At 65.7% G+C, this 16929-nt stretch carries 15 protein-coding genes; 6 read left to right on the top strand and 9 right to left on the bottom strand.

Annotated features, from left to right (window positions below; all coding sequences use genetic code 11):
* Positions 1-34: 34 nt before the first annotated feature.
* The 6 genes from zwf to SH584_RS05080 are packed head-to-tail and all read left to right on the top strand — an operon-like array spanning position 35 to position 6949.
* Positions 35-1492: a glucose-6-phosphate dehydrogenase gene (gene zwf / locus SH584_RS05105; RefSeq protein WP_324809064.1), complete on the top strand. Its 1458-nt coding sequence runs from the start codon at positions 35-37 to the stop codon at positions 1490-1492.
* Positions 1485-2186 carry a 6-phosphogluconolactonase gene (gene pgl, locus SH584_RS05100; protein WP_324809061.1) on the top strand — a complete coding sequence of 234 codons (702 nt, stop codon included), beginning with the start codon at positions 1485-1487 and terminating at the stop codon, positions 2184-2186. The genes zwf and pgl overlap by 8 nt, the downstream gene beginning before the upstream one ends.
* Positions 2183-4006, top strand: coding sequence for a phosphogluconate dehydratase (edd, locus tag SH584_RS05095; RefSeq protein ID WP_324809059.1), 1824 nt, complete (start codon positions 2183-2185; stop codon positions 4004-4006). The genes pgl and edd overlap by 4 nt, the downstream gene beginning before the upstream one ends.
* Positions 4003-4974 carry a glucokinase gene (glk, locus tag SH584_RS05090; protein ID WP_324809058.1) on the top strand — a complete coding sequence of 324 codons (972 nt, stop codon included), beginning with the start codon at positions 4003-4005 and terminating at the stop codon, positions 4972-4974. The genes edd and glk overlap by 4 nt, the downstream gene beginning before the upstream one ends.
* Positions 4971-5582 carry a bifunctional 4-hydroxy-2-oxoglutarate aldolase/2-dehydro-3-deoxy-phosphogluconate aldolase gene (gene eda / locus SH584_RS05085; protein WP_324809057.1) on the top strand — a complete coding sequence of 204 codons (612 nt, stop codon included), beginning with the start codon at positions 4971-4973 and terminating at the stop codon, positions 5580-5582. The genes glk and eda overlap by 4 nt, the downstream gene beginning before the upstream one ends.
* Positions 5579-6949, top strand: coding sequence for an alpha-amylase family glycosyl hydrolase (locus SH584_RS05080; protein ID WP_324809056.1), 1371 nt, complete (start codon positions 5579-5581; stop codon positions 6947-6949). The genes eda and SH584_RS05080 overlap by 4 nt, the downstream gene beginning before the upstream one ends.
* Here the strand turns inward: SH584_RS05080 and SH584_RS05075 are convergent.
* The 9 genes from SH584_RS05075 to SH584_RS05035 all read right to left on the bottom strand — a co-directional run bounded on the left by SH584_RS05075 (position 6943) and on the right by SH584_RS05035 (position 16909).
* A complete protein-coding gene (locus SH584_RS05075; protein ID WP_322842260.1) occupies positions 6943-8229 on the bottom strand; it encodes a L,D-transpeptidase family protein in 1287 nt (428 codons plus the stop codon). The genes SH584_RS05080 and SH584_RS05075 overlap by 7 nt on opposite strands.
* Positions 8230-8367: 138 nt before the next feature.
* Positions 8368-10002, bottom strand: coding sequence for an MFS transporter (locus SH584_RS05070; protein ID WP_324809053.1), 1635 nt, complete (start codon positions 10000-10002; stop codon positions 8368-8370).
* Between the two features lie 65 nt (positions 10003-10067).
* Positions 10068-10568, bottom strand: coding sequence for a DUF3833 family protein (locus SH584_RS05065; RefSeq protein ID WP_324809051.1), 501 nt, complete (start codon positions 10566-10568; stop codon positions 10068-10070).
* On the bottom strand, positions 10568-11617 hold the full coding sequence (locus SH584_RS05060; RefSeq protein WP_324809050.1) for an NAD(P)-dependent alcohol dehydrogenase: 1050 nt from the start codon (positions 11615-11617) through the stop codon (positions 10568-10570). The genes SH584_RS05065 and SH584_RS05060 overlap by 1 nt, the downstream gene beginning before the upstream one ends.
* A 21-nt stretch (positions 11618-11638) precedes the next feature.
* Positions 11639-12478: an HpcH/HpaI aldolase/citrate lyase family protein gene (locus SH584_RS05055; RefSeq protein WP_324809049.1), complete on the bottom strand. Its 840-nt coding sequence runs from the start codon at positions 12476-12478 to the stop codon at positions 11639-11641.
* A complete protein-coding gene (locus tag SH584_RS05050) occupies positions 12475-12927 on the bottom strand; it encodes a MaoC family dehydratase (protein WP_322842265.1) in 453 nt (150 codons plus the stop codon). The genes SH584_RS05055 and SH584_RS05050 overlap by 4 nt, the downstream gene beginning before the upstream one ends.
* An 11-nt stretch (positions 12928-12938) precedes the next feature.
* The gene (locus SH584_RS05045; protein ID WP_324809048.1) at positions 12939-15254 is read right to left on the bottom strand and encodes a transketolase; all 2316 of its coding nucleotides are present in this window, start codon (positions 15252-15254) and stop codon (positions 12939-12941) included.
* Positions 15255-15293: 39 nt separating this feature from the next.
* Complete coding sequence (locus SH584_RS05040; RefSeq protein WP_324809046.1) at positions 15294-16412, bottom strand: aspartyl/asparaginyl beta-hydroxylase domain-containing protein; 1119 nt, start codon at positions 16410-16412, stop codon at positions 15294-15296.
* A 53-nt stretch (positions 16413-16465) separates the two neighbouring features.
* Entirely contained in the window at positions 16466-16909 is a 444-nt protein-coding gene (locus SH584_RS05035) for a winged helix-turn-helix transcriptional regulator (RefSeq protein WP_322842268.1), read from the bottom strand.
* Positions 16910-16929: the final 20 nt, after the last annotated feature.

The following is a 16929-nucleotide window of genomic DNA, read 5'->3' as shown; positions in this document are numbered from 1 at the left end:
CGCAAGTCGGGCCGGTAAGGGCTAGGGAGACGTCATGGCCGCCGATAAAGTCTCCACGCTGCTGCTGTTCGGTGCGACCGGCGACCTGTCGCACCGGATGCTGCTGCCGTCGCTCTACGGCCTTCATGCCGACGGACTGCTGCCTGAGGGGCTGACGATCGTCGGCACCGCGCGAAGCGAGTTGGACGACGAGCAATTCCGCGCCTCGGCGCTCGAGGCGCTGGCCGAGCACGTCCCGAAGGATTTCTTCGACGAGAAGGTGGCCCGGGCGTTCGCATCGCGATTGTCCTACGTCACGCTCGATGCGACCAAGATCGAGGGCTTTGCCCGACTGGCCGAGCGGGTCGATCCGACGAAGGGCCTCGCCATCTTCCTGTCGACCGCACCCTCGCTGTTCAAGGCGACGATCGACGGGCTTGCCTCCGCCGGCCTGACCGGCGAGCGCGTCCGTCTCGCGCTCGAAAAGCCGCTCGGCACTGATCTCGCGTCCAGCCGCGAGATCAACGACGCCGTCGTCGCCGCATTCCCAGAGGAGCGGACGTTCCGCATCGACCATTACCTCGGCAAGGAGACGGTCCAGAACCTGCTGGCGCTGCGCTTCGCCAATTCGGCGTTCGAGCCGCTGTGGAACTCGGCGCACATCGACCATGTCCAGATCAGCGTCGCGGAGACTGTCGGGCTGGAAGGACGTGCCGGCTATTACGATGGCGCCGGTGCGCTTCGCGACATGGTGCAGAACCACATGCTCCAGCTGCTCGCGCTGGTGGCGATGGAGCCGCCCGCCGACTTTGACGCGACCTCGGTCCGCGATGAGAAGGTCAAGGTGCTTCGCTCGCTGCGTCCGATCACTGCCGACGACGTCGCCGATCATGTCGTCACCGGGCAATATGGTGCGGGCAAGGTCGATGGGTCGCCGGTGCGCGGTTACCTCGACGAACTCGGCCAGCCATCGACGACCGAAACCTACGTCGCGCTCAAGGCGCATGTCGACAATTGGCGCTGGGCGGGGGTGCCTTTCTACCTGCGCACGGGCAAGCGCATGCCGACCCGCCGGACCGAGATCTTCATCCAGTTCAGATGTGTCCCCCATTCGATTTTCGCCAAGCGCGGAGCGCATACCAAGGCCAACAAGCTGCTGATCTCAATCCAGCCCGAGGAAAATATCCGCCTGTTGGTGATGGCCAAGACCCCGGGGCTCGACCGCGACGGCATCCGCTTGCGGGAAGTGCCGCTGGATGTCGGCATGGCCAACGCCTTTGCCGATCATCGCCGCCGCATCGCCTACGAACGATTGTTGCTGGACTTGATCGACGGCGACCCCACCTTGTTCGTACGACGCGACGAGGTTGAGGCGCAGTGGCAGTGGATCGACGGGGTCCGCGCCGCCTGGGCCGCGACCGGCGCGACGCCGCAAGAATATGAATCGGGCAGCTGGGGACCCAAGTCCGCGCTCGCCCTGACCAAGAAAAATGGAGTTGAATGGCATGATTGAGGCCGAATGGTGGGACTATGACAGTGCCGAGGAGATGGCCGACGCGGTCGCCGGCGATATCGGCTTCATCGTCGAAAGCGCGATCGACGCGCGCAATTCGGCGCTGCTCGCGCTGCCGGGTGGAAAGACCCCGTTGCCGGTCTACTCGCGCCTCGCCGCCGCCGACCTGCCGTGGAAGCGCGTGACGATCATTCCGGGCGACGAGCGCCTCGTCCCCATGGACAATGAGCTGAGCAATGTTCGCGCGCTCGCCAAGGCGTTCCTGCCCAGCGGTGCGCGCGTGGTGCCGATCACCGCCGACATCGCCGATTACAAGCTGGCCGGGAACTCCGCCGACGCTCGCCTGCAGGACCTGCCGTGGCCGCCCGATCTCGTCTGGCTGGGCATGGGCAAGGACGGGCACACCGCGTCGATTTTCGCAGGGCCCGACCTCGACGATGCGCTCAACGCTCCCAAGGCGCGCCGGGCCGTCGGCGTGATGCCCGATCCGATGCCGGCGGAAGCGCCGGTTGCGCGCGTGACGCTGACCCGCGCCGCGATCCTGTCGGCGCGCACCATCCTGATCACCGTCAGCGGCCAGGACAAGCGCGACCTGCTTGAGCAGGCGATCGCCGACGGTCATTCCTCGAAGCTGCCGATCGGCCGCGTGCTGGCGGAGGCCGAACAGCCGATCGACATTCACTGGTATCCATGACCGCTGTCCCGCGCCTCGACCCGCGGATCGCCGCGATCACCGACCGGATCATTGAACGGTCGAAGCCATCGCGGACGCGCTACCTTTCGCTGATGCGCGAGGAAGGCGAGCGCGGGATCGACCGGCCGCGACTGTCGTGCGGGAATTTCGCGCACGGCTTCGCGGCGGCGGGCGAGGACAAGGACGCGATCCGCGGGCTTCGCGGCCCGAACATCGGCATCGTCACCGCTTATAACGACATGCTCTCGGCGCATCAGCCCTACGGCCGCTACCCGGAGCAGATGAAAATCTTCGCGCGCGAAGTCGGCGCGACGGCCCAGGTCGCGGGCGGAACGCCCGCCATGTGCGATGGGGTCACGCAGGGACAGCCAGGGATGGACCTGTCGCTGTTCAGCCGCGACGTCATCGCGCTGTCGACCGCGATCGCGCTCAGCCACGGCATGTTCGAAGGCGTCGCGATGCTTGGCATCTGCGACAAGATCGTCCCGGGCCTATTGATGGGCGCGCTGCGGTTTGGTCATCTACCGGCGCTGCTGATCCCGGCCGGGCCAATGCCATCGGGGCTCGCCAACAAAGAGAAGCAGCGGGTCCGCCAGCTCTTCGCTGAAGGCAAGGCGACCAAGGAGGAACTGCTCGCCGCCGAGGCCGCGTCCTACCACGGTGCCGGCACCTGCACCTTCTACGGCACCGCCAATTCGAACCAGATGATGATGGAGCTGATGGGACTTCACATTCCCGGCGCCGCCTTCGTCAATCCGGGCACGCCGCTTCGCCAGGCGCTGACGCGGCTGGCGGTCCATCGCCTCGCCGATCTCGCCAAGACCAAGACCCGGCCGTTGGGCCAGGTCGTCGACGAGCGTGCGATCGTCAATGCAGCGGTCGGACTGCTCGCCACCGGCGGATCGACCAATCACGCCATTCATATTCCAGCCATCGCCCGCGCGGCAGGCATCCGCATCGACTGGCAGGACCTCGACGAAATGTCCGCCGCGGTGCCCCTGATCGCGCGCGTCTATCCGAACGGATCGGGCGACGTGAATGACTTCCACCAAGCCGGCGGCATGGCGTTCGTGACACGCACGCTGCTGGAGGCGGGCCTGCTCCACGGCGACATCCTTGCCGCGGGTGCCGACGACTTCGCAGCTTTCGCGACGATGCCCGACCTGGCCGAGGACCGTATCGACTGGAAGCCGGTCGAAGCGACCCGCAATCCGGAGATGCTTCGCGACGTCGCCAATCCCTTCCTCGCCGACGGCGGAATGCGATTGCTGACCGGCAATCTCGGCCGAGCGATCGTCAAGACGAGTGCGGTCGCGCCCGAGCGCTGGACGATCGAGGCGCCCGCGCGGATCTTCGCCGACCAGAACGAAGTGCTGGCCGCCTTCAAGGCTGGCGAACTCGAGCGCGACGTTGTGGTCGTGGTCCGCTTCCAGGGCCCGCGCGCCAACGGCATGCCCGAACTGCACAAGCTGACTCCACCGCTCGGCGTCCTTCAGGACAAGGGTTTCCGCGTTGCGCTGGTCACCGACGGTCGCATGTCGGGTGCAAGCGGCAAGGTGCCGGCGGCGATCCATTGTTGCCCCGAGGCCCTCGGCGGCGGACCGCTATCGCAGCTTCGCGACGGCGACATCGTCCGAGTCTGTGCGCCCACCGGAACGCTCGAGGCCGTGGGCGTCGACCTGTCGACCCGCGAGCCCGCCGCGCTGCCACCGCCGCCCGTCGGCACGGGCCGCGAACTGTTCGCCTTCATGCGTCACGGCGCCGACGAGGCCGAGGCCGGTGCGTCGGCGATGCTTGCTTCGATGGATGCGCTGTCATGAGCCGCGAGATTGCCGTCGCCGATATCGGCGGAACCCACGCCCGCTTCGCCTTGGCGACGATCGAGGGCGGCCGCGTCGCCGCGCTGGGCGAACCGATAACGCTGAAGACTAGCGAACACGCCAGCTTTCAGACTGCGTGGCAGGAATTCGTCTCGCAAGTCGGCGGCAAGGTGCCCTCGGCAATCGGCATGGCCTTTGCCGGCCCGGTCGGCGGCGACGTCCTCAAGCTGACCAACAATCCGTGGGTCATCCGCCCCGCGCTGATGCGCGAGAAACTCGGCGTCGACAACTATGTCATTGTCAACGACTTCGGGGCGATCGCCCACGCCGTTGCTCAGTTCGACGATGATCATTTCAGTCACCTCTGCGGCCCGGAAGGCCCGTTGCCGACCGCGGGCATCACCAGCATCGTCGGACCCGGGACGGGACTCGGCGTCGCGCAACTGTTGAAAGCGGCCGGCGGCTATCACGTCATCGAGACCGAAGGCGGCCACGTCGACTTTGCCCCGCTCGACACGCTGGAGGACAAGATCCTCGCCTATCTTCGTCGCGGTTTCCGGCGCGTATCGGTCGAACGCGTCGTCTGCGGCTCTGGCCTCGTCAACATCTACAACGCGCTCGCGTCGATCGAGGAAAAGGCCGTCCAGCATCCCGACGACAAGGCACTGTGGGCGGCCGCGCTGGAAGGTGCGGACCCGCTCGCGGCCGCTGCGCTCGACCGCTTCTTTCTGTCGCTCGGCGCGGTGGCGGGTGACGCCGCGCTCGCGCACGGTGCCAACGCCGTCGTGATCGCGGGCGGGCTTGGCTATCGCCTCAAGGACCGCTTCGCCTCGTCGGGCTTTGCCGACCGCTTCATCGCCAAAGGCCGTTTCGAACGCCGCATGGAAGCGATCCCGGTCAAGCTGATCACCCATCCTCAGCCCGGCCTGTACGGAGCCGCGGCCGCGTTCGCGAAAGACCATCCATGACGATCGACGACATCATGCGCCGGGCGCCGGTCATTCCCGTGCTCGTGCTCGATGATTCGGTCGATCCGGTCGCGCTGGCACAGACGCTCGTCGATCATGGCCTGCCGGTGCTCGAGATCACGCTTCGGACTCCGCAAGCACTCCGGTCGATCGAGCAGATGCGCACCGTCGATGGGGCGATCGTCGGGGCGGGTACTGTGCTCGACGAGAAGCATTTGGGCGAGGCGATTTCCGCCGGGGCCGAGTTCATCGTGTCGCCTGGGCTGACCGAACGACTGGGGAGCGCGGCGATCGCTTCCGGCGTCCCGTTCCTGCCTGGCGTCGCGAACGCGGGCGATATCATGAGGGGGCGTGACATGGGGCTGGACCGGTTCAAATTCTTTCCGGCGGAAGCTGCCGGCGGCCTGGCCGCACTGAAAGCGCTGACCGGCCCATTCGGCGACATTCGCTTCTGCCCGACCGGCGGCATCACCGCGCAGAGCGCGCCAACGTGGCTGGCCGATCCCGCTGTGCTGTGTGTCGGCGGAAGCTGGATTTACAAGGCGGGCGAAACCGACCTGTCCGCGATCGCGGCACGCGCGGCCCAGGCGTCGGAGCTTGGCCGATGATCCGCGCCGCGTTCGCCGCCGCGCTGCTGCTAACCGCCGTCCCTGTCGCCGCGCAGGCGCCGGCGAGCCCCTACGCCCCCGAAAGCTTCGAGGGCGTGTCGCATCCGGTCTGGTCGCGAAAGGCGATCATCTATCAGGTCAACACCCGGCAATTCACCAAGGACGGCACACTCAAGGCAGCGACGCGCGAAATCCCGCGGCTCAAGAAGATGGGTGTCGATATCCTGTGGCTGATGCCGATCCATCCGATCGGGGTCGAAAACCGAAAGGGAACGCTGGGTAGCCCCTACAGCGTCCGCGACTATCGCGCGGTCAACCCGGCGCTCGGGACGATGGCCGATCTGAAGGCCTTCACCGCCGCGGCGCACACGCAGGGGATGCACGTCGTGCTCGACTGGGTCGCCAATCACTCGGCGTGGGACAATCCGCTGAAGAAGCAGCATCCCGACTGGTACGAAACAGACTGGAAGGGCGCCAATCGGTCGACCCCGTGGTGGGACTGGTCGGACATTGTCGACTTTGATTATTCGAAGGAGCCGCTGCGCCGCTACATGGCGACAAGCATGGCATTTTGGGTCCGCGAAGCGGGGGTCGATGGCTTTCGCGCCGACGTCGCGGGATATGTCCCGCCCGACTTCTGGACCGATGTCCGCCGCGACCTCAATGCGATCAAGCCGGTGTGGATGCTCGGCGAATTCAATCATCGCGACCTCCACATGACCTCGTTCGATTCCAGTTACGGCTGGGCCTGGGCGGAGGCGGTGATGAAGATCGCCAAGGGCGAGGCCGATACCGGCGCGCTCTACGGCTATTATTCAGAGAATGAGAGCGCGTGGCCGACCGGCGCGCAGCGCATGATCTTCACCTCCAACCATGACGAGAATGCCTGGGCGGGGACCGAATTTGAACGGTTCGGCAAGGCGCTTCCCAACGCCTTCGCGCTGCTGTTCACGTCCGAAGGAATTCCGCTGGTCTATAATGGTCAGGAGGCCGGCAACGACAAAAGACTGAAGTTCTTCGAACGCGATCCGATCGTGTGGAAGGTCCATCCCAATGGCGCGTTGATCCGCGACTGGATTGCGTTCCGCAAGGCGCATCCCGCGCTCGACAATGCGCCGTGGGGTGCACGGATGGTGCACGTGAAGAGCACGGATTCGCAGCGCGTGTTCAGCTTTGTCCGCGCCAAGGACGGCGACGCGGTGTTCGTCGCGCAGAATTACAGCGACCAGCCGAAGACGGTGACGCTGGAAGAGGTGCCGCACCCCGGCCAGTGGACCGAAAAAGGCGGCGGGGTCGCCAGAATCGAAAAGGGGGCCAGCGTAACGCTAGCCCCCTGGTCGACCCGGGTGTTTACCCGCCGTTACTGACCGACGACGGCCGTAGCGGTTGCCGCAGCGCCCATTGCGGCGCTGTCGTAGCCGTAAATATCCTTGTGATAGGCGATCTTCCCGTCCTCGGGCAGCGCCGTCAGATAGGTGACGTAGACCGGCACGCCCTGCGGGAACGGAACAGTCAGTTCCGCCGTGGTCGCGTCCGGGTTGGCCGGACGGCGCATCATCCACGTGCCGAAGTCCTGCGCGCGCTCAAGCCGGATGCAGCCGTTACTCTTAGCACGGTTGTCGAGCTTGAAATATTCCTTCTTGGGCGTATCGTGCAGGTAGATGCCCAGCCCGTTCTCGAACGGGAATTTCATCTTGCCCATCGAATTGGCACCGGTCGGCTTCTGACGAAGCTTGACCGTAGTGGTGCCGGCAAGGACGCCCTTCCAGTCGACCTTGTTGGCGTCGAGGATGGTCGGGTTGGCCGACCAGGCATCGACGACCTCATACTTGTTGCCGGCCAGCGCCTTCGCACCGCCGATGGCAAGCGCGGCCTTCGCCATGTTCGGGACCAGATGGTCGGGCATGTGCCAGTAGGGGTTGTAGATGGTGTAATACATGACACTGGCAATCATCGGGGTGCGCATGTCGGGCGAAGTCTTGTTCTCGCCGACCACGACCTTCATCGAATCCACCGGCACGCCGTTCTCGTACATCCACAGGCGCGCCGAGGGCACGTCGACCATGACGAAGCGGTTCGACGGCGGCTTGAACCGGACGCGGGTCATGTTGAGCGCGAGGCGCGACGACTGTCCTCCACCGGGAAGCTTGGCTTCCTCGACCGCGGCGGCGCGAAGCTGCCCATAGACCGGGTTGAGGTTCATCACCGTGCGAACGTGCGCCGCAAGCGACGGCGCGCGAGCAGCGGCGGCAAGCACCGATTCACCGCTCGGCGGCGTGGCCTTTACCCAATTGTCGCCATAGGTCATCCCGGGGATGGGCGTGTAGAGCGAGCGGACATAGTCGATCAGCGCCTGCGACATCATCTTGTCGGCGGCCTTGGCGGTGGCCGGGTTGGCGCGCGCCGCCTCGATCTGAGCGGCAAGCGCGGGTCCGCGGGTGAAGCCGTCGAGCGGAGCCTCGCGAAGGACTTGCACCAGCGCGGCCTGCGCCTCGACATTGTTGCCCCACAGTGGCGCATTCTGGCGCGCGGCATAGAAACGGTCGATCGGGGTGTAGGCGATCGGGGCGGCCGGCGGCGGCGGCGGGGCCGGCTTCTTCTTGGCGATCGCAGGCGACGAAGCCAGCGCGACGGCGATAAGAGACATTCTGATGGACGCTGAGATCACGACGTTTCCCCGATTAATTCGCAGGCTTGTTATAACGGCTTGGCTGAACCTCGGCTGCATTAACCTTTACGCTGGACTAATCAAAGTGCCCGCCTGTGACTCCAAAGCCACGCCGCCTCAAACGAGCGGCTGGCCGCGCTTTTCCTTCCAGAACAACAGCGACGCCGCGATCGAAATGGCAGTGAAGACGACCGGATACCAAAGCCCCGCGTAAATATCGCCCGTGATCGCAACGATCGCGAAGCCCGTCACGGGCAGGAAGCCGCCGACCCAGCCGGTGCCGATATGATAGGGCAGGCTCATCGCGGTGTAGCGAACGCGGGTCGGAAACATCTCGACCAGCGCCGCCGCCTGCGGCCCGTAAAGCGCGGTCGCGGCGACGACGAACAGGAACAGCACCGCCAGTAGTACCGGATAGTTGGTCGCGCCCGGATCGGCCGAGGCGGGATAGCCGGCGGCGACAAGCTGTTCCTTCAGGCGCGCATCGGTGGCGGTCTTGAGCGACTTCAAGCCAGCATTGTCGAGCGCGGCCCCGTCGGCCACGTCCAGTCCGCCGCGGCCCACCGCGATCCGCGTGCTGCCGTCGGCGGAGGGTGCGGTCTCGTACGAGATGCCGCGCGCCACCAGCAGGCTCTTGGCGATATCGCAGGCGCTGTCGAAGCGGCGCGTGCCGGTGGGATCGAACTGGACCGCGCAGGTCGCGGTATCGGTTACGACGGTCACAGGGCTGCTGCCCTGCGCCTCGACCAGCGCCGGGTTCACCGACGACGCGATCAGATGCGAGCCCGGGAAGTAAAGCGCGAGCGCGAGCAGCATGCCGCCGAGCATGACCGGCTTTCGCCCGATCCGATCGCTGAGCGCGCCGAACATGACGTAGAGCGGCGCCGACACCAGCGTCATTGCGATCAGCAACATGTCCTTGGTCGCCGCGGGCATTCCGAGCGACTTTTCGAGGAAGACCTGGATGTAGAAGAAGGCGAAATACCAGACCGCGCCTTGCGCGCACATGATGGCGAAGAAGGCGATCAGTACTTGGCGGAGGCTGTCGCGGCGTGCGAACGCTTCGCGAAGCGGGGTCTTCGACACCGCGCCTTCATCGCGCAGCTTGGCGAAGGCCGGGCTTTCCGAGAGCTTCAGCCGCATCCATACCGAGATGGCGAGCAGGATCGCCGAGAGGAGGAACGGGATGCGCCATCCCCATGCGTCGAACGCCTCCGCGCCTACCAGCGTGCGAGTGACGACGATGACGAACAGCGCGGCGAGCAGGCCGATCGACGCCGATGACTGGATCCAGCCCGTCGCCGAACCGCGTTTGTCGTCGTCGGCGTGTTCGGCGACGTAGATCGCGGCACCGCCATATTCGCCGCCAAGCGCGGTGCCCTGACAGATCCGCAGGATGATCAGCAGGATCGGCGCGATGATGCCCGCCTGCGCATAGGTTGGCAGCAGGCCGATCGCGAAGGTCGCGCCGCCCATCAGGCTGACGGTGGCGAGGAAGGTCGCCTTGCGCCCGACGCGGTCGCCCATTGCGCCGAAGATGATCGCGCCGAGCGGCCGGAAGGCGAAGCCGACCGCGAACAGCGCCAGCGCCGCGATCAGCGCCGAGGTCGGGTCGAGCCCGGCGAGAAAGACCTTGGCGATGACCGGGGTCAGCGATCCGAAGATGAAGAAGTCATACCATTCGAACGCGGTCCCTGCGGACGATGCGGTGACGACGCGCGCCATCGACCACGATTTGGCCTGCTCCGACATTTGATCATTCCCCCGAACGCTTTTCTTTTCAGCCTAGCGGGCGGGGAGGGGCGCGCAAAGAGGGGTCAGCGCTTCTCGATGCGCTCGCGCAGTGTCGCGACCTTCATGCCCCACTTGGTGATCGTCATTCGATTGTCGACGGCGCGGCCCCCCGGAAGCGGTATGAGCCATTGCTCGACCTTCAGGCCGCCCTTCATCGGGTAGCGGATGCGCATCGTGCGCCCGACGGTTTCGGCGGTTACCGGACCGGTCGCATCGGTCAGCGCCCCGGCATAGCGTCCGCCACCGATCGACCGCAGCCGCCAACTGCGCTTCTTGGGGGGGTCACCGGCGATGCTCACTGTCTGGTCGAGCGTCAGCACGCCGTCCTTGCCGGGCATGCCCACGCTCTCGACCGCGACCGAGCGCTCCTTCTTCATTACCTGTTCAAGCGTTCCGCGTCCTTGGCTCCGCCCCGTGAAAAAGGCGACCGGATCAAAGGCCGCTCCTTGCGCACGCGCCTCGTCCGGCGGGGCGGCGCTGCACGCCGCCACCGCCAACGCAAAGCCAAGAACGCCGAAGCGCATCAGAGGCCGTGCGCCATGTCGATCACGAAGCGATAGCGAACGTCGTTCTTCAACAGGCGTTCGTAGGCTTCGTTGACCTCATCCATGCGGATCGTTTCGCATTCGGGATAGATGTCATGCTCGGCGCAGAAATCGAGCATTTCCTGCGTTTCGGGAATGCCGCCGATCGCCGATCCGCCGACCGCGCGGTTCCAGAAGATCAGGTTCATGCCGGTAAAGCCCGGCATCGGCGTTAGCGCGCCGACGATCACCATTCGGCCCGATCGGCCGAGCAACTGCAGATACGGGTCGATCTCATGGCTGACCGGAATGGTGTTGAGGATGAAGTCGAAGCGCGTCGCTGCGGCCTTCATCGCTTCCTTGTCGGTCGACACGATCACGTCATGCGCGCCAAGCTTGCGCGCATCCTCGCCCTTTTCTGGGGTCGTGGTGATCATCGTGACGTGCGCGCCCATCGCGGCGGCCAGCTTGACCCCCATATGGCCAAGCCCGCCGAGGCCGATCACCGCGACCTTGGTGCCCTTGCCGACGCCATATTGGCGCAGCGGCGAGTAGGTGGTGATGCCGGCGCAGAGCAGCGGCGCGACGCGCGCGACGTCCATGCCCTCGGGCACCTTGCAGACGAAGTGATCGCGGACGACGATGTGGTCGGTGTAGCCGCCCTTGCTGATCGTCTTGTCGTGGCGATCGGGGCTGTTGTAAGTCTGGACGCAGCCTTCGCGGCAGAAGATTTCCCAGCCCTCGAGACACTGGTCGCACTTCATGCAGCTGTCGACCATGCACCCGACCGCGACGGTATCGCCGACCTTGTGCGTGGTGACGTCGGCGCCGACTTCGGTGACCGTTCCGACGATTTCGTGGCCCGGAATGACCGGGTAGCGCGTGCCGCCCCAATCGTTGCGACAGGTGTGGAGGTCGCTGTGGCAGATGCCCGCGTGGCTGATCTGGATCGCGACATCGTCGGGTCGAAGATCGCGGCGCTCGAACTCCATCGGCTTCAATGGCTGGTCGGCGGCATCGGTGCCCCATCCCTTGGCTTGGGTCGGCATGTCGTTCTCCCTTTTCGAATGTCAGCGGCGGCGGGCGATCACCCGCTCGGCCTGCACTAGATGGGGTCGATCGACCATCTTTCCACCCACCGACAGGACCCCGGCGTCGGGTTGCGCCGAAAAGGCGTCGATGATCGCCATCGCATGCGCCAGTTCCTCATCGGTCGGCGTGAAGGCGGCGTTGATCGGCCCGACCTGCGCCGGGTGGATCGCAAGCTTGCCGGTAAATCCTTCGCGCGCGGCGGCGCGGGCTTCGGCCAGCAATCCTTCCTCGTCGCGGAAATCGGCGAAGACCCCGTCGATCGGCTGCACGCCTGCCGCGACCGCGCCCGCGAGGCAGAGGGAGCGCGCCATCCGATAGGTGAAGGACAGACCTCCGTCGGCGTCGGTCTTGGCGCTCGCGCCGAGCGCGGCGGAAAGGTCTTCCGCGCCCCAGCTCATCGCGGCGAGCGGCGCCTTGCAATCGCGGTAGCTGAACAGCCCGAACAGGCTAGCAGCGGTTTCGGTGACGATCGCGTGGACGGGCAAATGCCCCGTGCGGTGCGCCAGTTCGGCCACGTCGGCCCCGCTTTCCGCCTTGGGCAGCACGACGCCTTCGAAGTCGGCGGAGGCAAATACCTCCAGATCCTTTTTGTGGTGATCGGTCCGCAGCGGATTGATCCGCACCCACCAGCGCGGCCCGCCTTCGCGCGCCGACAGCGCTTTCAGAATGGCGCGAGCCGCCGGCTTGCGGTCGATCGCGACGCTGTCTTCCAGGTCGAAGATGATCGCATCGGCTTCGCTGGCAATCGCCTTTTCGATCTTCTTCTCGCTGTCGGCAGGGACGAACAGCCAACTGCGCGGATCGGGATGCGCGGTCATGCGGGCTTCTTCAGTAGCAGCGCCGAGCGGCTGCATTCGCACACCAGTTCGCCGCGCTGGTTGAAGCTGCGGTGCTGCCACGTCACGATCCCGGCGTTGGGCCGAGACTTGGACTCGCGGACGCCGGTGCATTCGCTGCTCGATCGCAGGGTATCCCCGACGAACACGGGAGCGGGGAAGACCAGCTTGTCGTACCCAAGGTTGGCGACCAGCGTACCCAGTGTCGTGTCCGCGACCGATACGCCGACCATCAGGCCGAAGGTGTAGATCGAATTGACCAGCGGCTTGCCGAATTCGGACGCGGCCGCGGCTTCGTGGTCGAGGTGCATCGGCTGTGGATTGTGGGTCAGCGCGGACACCAGCACATTATCGGTTTCGGTGACCGTGCGCGTGACCGCGTGATCGACCGTGTCGCCGACCTGCCACTCGTCGAAATATCGTCCGGCCATGCGGCTCTCCTTCAGGCGGTGACGGGCGTGCGGGGCAACAGCAATTCGGCGATCCCCTGAGTCACCGCGTCGCCGTCGAGGCGATAGGCGGCGTAGAGGTCGACGAGGCTTCCCGTCTGCCCGAATTTCTCGACGCCGAGCGGCGCCACGCGCTGGCCGATCACGCCGCCCAGCCACGACAGCGAGGCCGGTGCGGCATCGCATAGCGTGACGAGGCCGGCACCGGGCGCCAGCGCCGACAGCAACGTCTCGACATGGCTCGGCCGATGCTCGCCATTCCAGCGCGCCGCCTGCGCAGCGGTCCAGCCGCGGTGGAGCAAATCGGGCGATGTGATGCTGAGCAAGCCGAGACCGGGAAGATCGGCGCTGAGTTCCCCCCACGCCGCCAGCGCCTCGGGCATGATCGCGCCCATCGCGACGATCGCGGCCTCGGAGCCCTCACCGGGTTCACGAAGCCAGTACCCGCCCTTCAGCGCGTCGGCCTTCCACCGGTCGTCGGTGCGCTCGACCTGGGCGATCGACCGCGTCGACAGGCGGAGATAAGTGGACTCGCCGGCCGGATCGTCGATCAGCCGAAATGCCTCCTCCATCATCGCCGCGAGCTCGTCGGCGTAGGCTGGTTCGTAATGGCGTAGCCCCGGCTGGCCGAGCGCGATCAGCGGGGGATTGATCGACTGGTGCGCACCGCCCTCCGGCCCGAGCGTAACGCCCGACGGCGTCGCGACTAGCAAGAAGCGCGCGTCCTGGTAGCAACCGTAGTTGAGGCTATCGAGGCCGCGCGCGATGAAAGGATCGTAGAGCGTCCCGATTGGCACCAGGCGCTCACCGAACAAATCGCCCGACAGTCCGAGCGCCGCCAGCATCAGGAACAGGTTGGATTCGGCAATGCCGAGTTCGATGTGCTGGCCGTCCCTTGTCGCCGCCCATTTTTGCGCTGACGGAATCTTTGCCGCAGCGAAAACGTCCTTTGCCGCCTCGCGCCGGAATAGTCCTCGCTGGTTGACCCACGCTCCAAGGTTGGTCGACACGGTCACGTCGGGCGAGGTCGTGACGATGCGTTCGGCGATCGGCGCGCCAGTCTTCGCGAGGTCGAGCAGTACGCGACCGAAAGCGGCCTGGGTCGACTGCTCCTCGCCGGTCGGGGCGGGCAGGGCGGGAATGTCGATCCGCCCGAAGTCGCGCGGCCGCTTCTCGCGAACGATGCGGCTCCGTTCGACCAGTGCTTCGACCGCCGGACGCTGGTTGTCGCCGATCCCGGCGAGCGGCGTCCATTCATCGCCCTCCGATATTCCCATCGCGTCGCGCATCGCATGCGCCTGCGTCGGATTCATCAGGCCCGAATGATTGTCCTTGTGTCCTGCAAAGGGCAGGCCGAAGCCTTTGACCGTCCATGCGACGAACAGCGTCGGGACATCATCCTGCGCCGCGTCGAACGCCTCGGTCAGCGTTTCGAGACAATGTCCGCCAAGGTCGCTCATCAGCGCGGCCAGCGCATCATCATCGAGGCCCTTGAGGAAACCCGACGCGGCCTTGCCTGCATCGCCTTCGATCCGCGAACGCCATGCCGCGCCGCCTTGGTAAAGCAGCGCCGAATGGTCGGCGTTGGGCAGCGCGTCGAGCCAGTCGGCGACCGGCTTGTTCGCGGCCAGCGCCGCCGCCAGTCGCTTGCCATGACGCAGCTCGACCGTGCGCCATCCGCACGACGCGAAAATCTCGTCGAAGCGTTCGAACATGCGGTCGGTCGAGGTCGCGTCGAGACTCTGGCGGTTATAGTCGACGATCCACCAGCAATTGCGGATGTCGTGCTTGTACGCCTCGATCAGGCACTCGTAGATATTGCCTTCGTCGAGTTCGGCATCGCCGATCAGCGCGACGAAGCGGCCGCGATCGGCCTCGTCCATCAGGCCGTGCGCGGTCAGATAATCCTGCACCAGGCTGGCAAAGGCGGTGATCGCGACGCCAAGTCCGACCGATCCGGTGGAGAAGTCGACCGGAATCTGGTCCTTGGTCCGGCTGGGATAGCTTTGCATGCCGCCGAACCCGCGGAAGTTCTTCAGCTGGTCGAGCGACTGCGACCCGAGCAGATAGTGGATGGCGTGAAGCACCGGACCGGCATGCGGTTTCACAGCGACGCGGTCGTTGGGGCCCAGCGCGTGGAAGTAAAGCGCGGCCATGATCGCGGTCATCGACGCGCAGCTTGCCTGGTGTCCGCCGACCTTCAGCCCGTCGCCGGATTCGCGGACGTGGTTCGCGTGGTGGATCGTCCACGCACTGAGGAAGCGAAGCTTGTCGTCGAGGGCCTTCAGCGCGTCGAGGTCGATACTCATTCCCGCTGCCGTAAAGCCTCGCCGCGCGGGTGCAAGCGCCTAGGCGTCGGGCAGGCCGCTGAAGCGGTCGATCGCGTCGAAGATGGCGGAGATACCGGTGCGCTCATGCTCGCTGAGTTCGGGCCGCCAGATGTCGAACAACAGGATGATGCGCGTCTGGTCGCTCTCGTTCTTCGCTTCATGTTCGATGCTGTCGTCGAAGATCATCATCCGCCCGGCCTCGACTTCGCGGCGTTCGTTGCCGACCCGCAGCCAGCAGCCGGCAGGCACGATCAGCGGCAGGTGGCAGATGAGGCGGCTGTTGAGCATGCCATGATGCGGCGGAATATGCGCGCCCGGTCGGAGCATCGAAAAGAGCACCGACGGGGTCCGCGAGCCGATGCGGCTCAGCGGGACTATTCCCAGCGCGGCCACGGTCCGGGGGCATCGCGCGGCATTCTCCTCGACCAGCGCGCCATCCTTCCACAGATAGAAAGCGCTCCAGCTGGGATCGTCGAGCAGACCGGCAAAGTCCTTGCGCGGCCGGTCCGCCTCGGCCTCGACGTAGGGCCGGAACTCGGCGTCCGCTTCGAGCAGCGCAGCCAGCTCGTCATGTATCGCCGTGGTTTCGTCTTCCAAGGCGGCAGCCCATTCAAATTCGTCGCGCTCGAAATATTGCCGCTGAAGCAGGTAGGGGACGTAGAGAACGCTGGGTTGCTGAGGATGAATGTCGCGTTCGCCATTCAATATTTCGACCGTGTGCGAAAGCCGTAGGCCATCCGCCCGATCGAGCGTCGCGACGGCATCGCGGATCGACTGGCTGAATTCGCGCGCCTGGGCATTGATATAATCTTGTGCGGAGCGAAGGTCGGCAACGATCTCCGGCGACTGTGGCCCGAGCGATCGGGCGCGATCGAGGGCGCGCTGGAAAAAGGCAGCGGTCGCACGGGGGTTTTCGGATCGACGGTGGCAATCGGCGCGAAGGAGCAGGCCGCTCAAATTGTCGGGGCTGGCCTCCAGCAGCGCATCGAGCGCCGCCGCCTCGCACTCCAGATTACCTTCGAACTTGCAGGCGCGAACCAGCATCAGCCGCATCGGGACGGTGCCGAAGCCTGCATCGATCAGCGACGAAAATGCCTCACGGGCCGCCGCGCCATCTCCGCCCTCAAGGGCCGCCACACCTCGACGCGCCACCTCTTCGGCGGCCGTGCGATCGAGTGGCGGCGTCCCGGTCAGTCCGAATCGGCCTTGGCGTCGAACCGCGCCTGTGCGGCGCGGATGCAGTCGATATGTTCGGTCGCCCACTGGCCGAGTGCGTTGACCGGCTCGCGAAGCGAGACTCCCAAGTCGGTGAGTTCGTAATCGACCCGCGGCGGAATCGTCGGCGTCACGTGGCGCGAGATCAGTCCGTCGCGCTCAAGCCCGCGCAGCGACAGCGTCAGCATCCGCTGCGACACGCCATCGATGGCGCGCTTCAGTTCGGAAAAACGCTGCGGTCCGTTGGCCAGTGCCATCACGATCTGCATGCTCCACTTGTCGCCTACCCGGTTGAGCACGGGGGTGACGCGCCGACAAGCGCTGCTGTCGTGCGAAATATTCGCATCCTTGGCCTCGGCGGGGGCAGGCACATCGCTGTGCCTAGCGAACAAATTAATGCCGTCTTGTAGCTGGTCCATGCCCGGTTACTTAAAGCGTC

This window comes from Sphingomonas sp. LY29 (assembly GCF_035593985.1).
Classification (GTDB): domain Bacteria; phylum Pseudomonadota; class Alphaproteobacteria; order Sphingomonadales; family Sphingomonadaceae; genus Sphingomicrobium.
Note: the sequence above shows the minus strand (reverse complement) of the source record. Positions and strands in the feature narration are given on the sequence as shown.

Excerpts from the sequence above, each read along its gene's own strand:
- zwf (WP_324809064.1), top strand. The coding sequence starts at position 35 with ATGGCCGCCGATAAAGTCTCCACGCTGCTGCTGTTCGGTGCGACCGGC.
- pgl (WP_324809061.1), top strand. The coding sequence starts at position 1,485 with ATGATTGAGGCCGAATGGTGGGACTATGACAGTGCCGAGGAGATGGCC.
- edd (WP_324809059.1), top strand. The coding sequence starts at position 2,183 with ATGACCGCTGTCCCGCGCCTCGACCCGCGGATCGCCGCGATCACCGAC.
- glk (WP_324809058.1), top strand. The coding sequence starts at position 4,003 with ATGAGCCGCGAGATTGCCGTCGCCGATATCGGCGGAACCCACGCCCGC.
- eda (WP_324809057.1), top strand. The coding sequence starts at position 4,971 with ATGACGATCGACGACATCATGCGCCGGGCGCCGGTCATTCCCGTGCTC.
- SH584_RS05080 (WP_324809056.1), top strand. The coding sequence starts at position 5,579 with ATGATCCGCGCCGCGTTCGCCGCCGCGCTGCTGCTAACCGCCGTCCCT.
- SH584_RS05075 (WP_322842260.1), bottom strand. The coding sequence starts at position 8,229 with ATGTCTCTTATCGCCGTCGCGCTGGCTTCGTCGCCTGCGATCGCCAAG.
- SH584_RS05070 (WP_324809053.1), bottom strand. The coding sequence starts at position 10,002 with ATGTCGGAGCAGGCCAAATCGTGGTCGATGGCGCGCGTCGTCACCGCA.
- SH584_RS05065 (WP_324809051.1), bottom strand. The coding sequence starts at position 10,568 with ATGCGCTTCGGCGTTCTTGGCTTTGCGTTGGCGGTGGCGGCGTGCAGC.
- SH584_RS05060 (WP_324809050.1), bottom strand. The coding sequence starts at position 11,617 with ATGCCGACCCAAGCCAAGGGATGGGGCACCGATGCCGCCGACCAGCCA.
- SH584_RS05055 (WP_324809049.1), bottom strand. The coding sequence starts at position 12,478 with ATGACCGCGCATCCCGATCCGCGCAGTTGGCTGTTCGTCCCTGCCGAC.
- SH584_RS05050 (WP_322842265.1), bottom strand. The coding sequence starts at position 12,927 with ATGGCCGGACGATATTTCGACGAGTGGCAGGTCGGCGACACGGTCGAT.
- SH584_RS05045 (WP_324809048.1), bottom strand. The coding sequence starts at position 15,254 with ATGAGTATCGACCTCGACGCGCTGAAGGCCCTCGACGACAAGCTTCGC.
- SH584_RS05035 (WP_322842268.1), bottom strand. The coding sequence starts at position 16,909 with ATGGACCAGCTACAAGACGGCATTAATTTGTTCGCTAGGCACAGCGAT.